Source organism: Nocardia sp. NPDC003345 (genome assembly GCF_053589395.1).
Window position 1 is genome coordinate 1 of record NZ_JBSFRU010000485.1, and the last position, 3,262, is coordinate 3,262.

At 66.0% G+C, this 3,262-nt stretch carries 3 protein-coding genes; all 3 read right to left on the reverse strand.

Features of this window, described 5'->3' with window-relative positions; translation table 11 throughout:
- Window positions 1-373 precede the first annotated feature (373 nt).
- Window positions 374-1,633 carry a UDP-N-acetylglucosamine 1-carboxyvinyltransferase gene (gene murA / locus ACWDU1_RS30995; protein ID WP_450003924.1) on the reverse strand — a complete coding sequence of 420 codons (1,260 nt, stop codon included), beginning with the start codon at window positions 1,631-1,633 and terminating at the stop codon, window positions 374-376.
- 154 nt (window positions 1,634-1,787) lie between these two features.
- Entirely contained in the window at window positions 1,788-2,417 is a 630-nt protein-coding gene (locus ACWDU1_RS31000; RefSeq protein WP_450003925.1) for a cob(I)yrinic acid a,c-diamide adenosyltransferase, read from the reverse strand.
- Window positions 2,418-2,542: 125 nt separating this feature from the next.
- Entirely contained in the window at window positions 2,543-2,965 is a 423-nt protein-coding gene (locus ACWDU1_RS31005; RefSeq protein ID WP_450003927.1) for a DUF2550 domain-containing protein, read from the reverse strand.
- Window positions 2,966-3,262 lie beyond the last annotated feature (297 nt).

Consider the following 3,262-nt stretch of genomic DNA (forward strand, 5'->3'; position numbering starts at 1 on the left):
CAAATTAAATATTTGGCACTGACATTCATCAACACACTATTGAGTTCTCAAAGAACACACGCACTCACAATCTCGCAGCTATTCGCTGTCTGATCCGTGAGGCAACTTTCTAAGCTTAGCTCACCCGTTTTCCCGATTGCAAATCGGCGTCCCGGTCGAGCCAGTGTGATCGTCAGGCGCTCATCGTCCTACCTCGTTTCCCTGGTCCCTCCGGCTCGGCGTTTCCGCCTCGCTCCGGGCCCCGGGTCGGTGTCCGTGTCGCTCTGACTTGGATAAAGTTACGCGGCATCTAAATCGATGTCAAATCGCCTGGTCACAGGCCCTGATTCGCGCCATTTACGACTACCGTTTCGCGGCCGTGCGGCGTGAATGGTCAATGACCCGCACCCACTCGCCGTACATCCGCCCCGAGCGCCTGCAGCTTCTCCACGAAGTTCGGATAACCGCGGTCGATATGGAACACGTCGTGCACTTCGGTCACGCCGTCGGCGACGAGGCCGGCCAGGACCAGTCCGGCGCCCGCCCGGATATCGGACGACCACACCGGGGCGCTGGACAGGCGCGGGATCCCGCGGACCACCGCGTGATGACCGTCGGTACGCGCGTCGGCGCCGAGCCGGATCATCTCCTCGACGAAACGGAAGCGCGCCTCGAAGACGTTCTCGGTGATCATCGACGTGCCGTCGGCGACAGCGGCCAGGCCGATGGCCATCGGCTGCAGATCGGTCGGGAAACCCGGGAACGGGAGCGTCGAGAAGTTCACCGACCGCGGGCGGTCTGCCTGTACGACCCGGAACCCCTCCGGTTCGAACGAGATCCGGGCCCCGGCGGACCGGAGCTTGTCCAGTACCAGGGCCAGATGCTGCGGATTGACGCCGGTCACCCGCACATCGCCCCGCGTCATCGCCGCCGCGATACCCCAGGTGGCGGCGACGATCCGGTCGCCGATCACCCGGTGGGTGGTCGGCTGCAGGCGCTTGACCCCGTGGATAGTGAGCACCGAGGTGCCGGCACCGCGGATCCGGGCGCCCATCTGGGTGAGCATCGTGCACAGATCGACGATGTCGGGTTCGCGGGCGGCGTTGTCGATCACTGTCTCCCCCTGCGCCAGCACCGCGGCCATCAGGATGTTCTCGGTGGCACCGACCGACGGGAAGTCGAGCCGGATACGCGCACCCTGCAACTCGTCGGCCCGCGCCACCACGCAACCGTGCTCGATCTCGCTGGTCGCGCCGAGCAACCGCAAACCGGCCTGATGCATATCCAGGGGACGCGACCCGATGGCGTCGCCGCCGGGTAGCGCGACCACCGCGCGTTTGCACCGGGCCATGAGCGGGCCGAGTACGCATACCGAGGCACGGAACTGGGTCACCGCCGGGAAGTCCGCGTGGTACTTGGGTTCGGCGGGGGTGTCGATGGTCACCACATCACCGGTGATGGTGACATCGCAGCCGAGACCGCGGAGCACCTCCGCCATCAGCGGGACGTCCAGAATGTCCGGACAGTTCGTGATGGTGGTGGTGCCTTCGGTCAGCAGGGCAGCGGCCATCAGCTTCAGGACGCTGTTCTTGGCGCCTCCGACCGAGACCTCACCGACCAGCCGGTTGCCGCCAGTTACCAAAAACCGTTCCATGCCGCCTCTCCGAGTATTCGGCGCACCAGTGAGTGCAAGGATAGAGCGCGGGCGATCGCGTCACCGCGCAGGTCGAGCGAACGTAGAGCTCGGGCACACCGCTGCGGCCCACCGGGCCGGACAATAGGGCGGCCACCGCCGGAAGCGTTCCGGGTCAGGTTCCCGGCGCCTTATCCGAATCGGGTTCCACCTCGGCCCGGCCGCCCTTCTCCGCGCGCTCGCCGCCCGGCTGCCACAGCACATCGCCTTCCGGGTTGGTGTATCGGCTGAGAATGAACAGCAGATCCGACAGCCGGTTGAGGTACTTGGCCGGCAGCACGCTGGTGCCCTCCGGATGCCCCTCCACCGCGGCCCACGCCGACCGTTCGGCACGGCGAACCACCGTCCGGGCGGTGTGCAGCAGCGCCGCCAGCGCCGTGCCGCCGGGCAGGATGAACGAATTCAGCGGCGCGAGTTCGGCATTGAACTCGTCACACCAGGATTCCAGCCGTTCGATATAGGTCTCGGTGATCCGCAGCGGCGGATACTCCGGATCCGGCACCACCGGAGTGGACAGGTCCGCACCCGCGTCGAACAGGTCGTTCTGGATCCGTCGCAGCACCGTGGCCAGTGCCTCGTCGGGGCGTCCGAGGGCGACCGCCACACCGATGGCCGCATTGGCCTCATCGCAGTCGGCGTAGGCGACCAGCCGCGGGTCGTTCTTGGTGACCCGCGAGAAGTCACTGAGGCCGGTGGTCCCGTCGTCACCGGTCCGGGTGTAGATCCGCGTCAGATGCACGCTCACAGCACCCACCATAAACGCTCGAGCGGCAGTCCAAGGGGTTCTGCGGTGATGCCCAATTGGGCCGTGGTCGGTCTCGTCACACCGGCGGCGCCGGCTTCATCACGAACCGCGACCACCATCGGGCCTCAGTGCCCGCGCAGCCGCCGGGCCCTTTCGGAGGGCCGGGATTCGACCCAGGAGAGGAACGCGGTGAGCGCGGGGCGGTCGAGCGCCAGCTCGTAGTCACCGGAACGATCGGAGACGCCGATCACGGCTATCTCGTCGGTCATGATGTCGTACTCGTCGCCGCGTGGGCCGCGACGGTCGCCGATCTCTATCCCACGCCGCCTGATCACCGAATCCGCGCCGAGTTTGAGACTGGTGAGTTTGAAGAAAACGAGGTGGTCCTCGTCATAGCGGATGACACCGTGGCGCCAGCGTTCGCCGCCGTCGGCCGGCAGTACGCGGAGGATGGCCGCGGTCCCGCCCCGGCGCAGCATGACCAGCCGATACGTGGAAACCAAAGCGAGTGTGACCAGCACTAACACCAGAATGATCAGAACTACCATCCCGGTCTGCAATGCCGCACATCCCTTCGCTCACATCCGAGGCGACGCCGAATCGACCTCAGGTGAAACATCCGTGGTCATTCAACCATGTACCAGTTTACAAACAGCACCGGGATGTCTCCGGGAACGCGAGGTCATCGGCCTGCGAACGTCCGCGGCACCGGTTCCACGGGAACGCGAAAGGCTCCGGCCGGGGTGGTGGTTTAGGTACGGCGCAGCACACATCTGATGTGGGGTGCGTGGCAGGGGTTTCTGCTCAGCCCACCGCAGCCGCCGGGTCGCGGGCCGGGGGGTGTG

Coding starts and splice junctions, on each gene's coding strand:
- murA (WP_450003924.1), bottom strand. CDS start 1,633: ATGGAACGGTTTTTGGTAACTGGCGGCAACCGGCTGGTCGGTGAGGTC.
- ACWDU1_RS31005 (WP_450003927.1), bottom strand. CDS start 2,965: ATGGTAGTTCTGATCATTCTGGTGTTAGTGCTGGTCACACTCGCTTTG.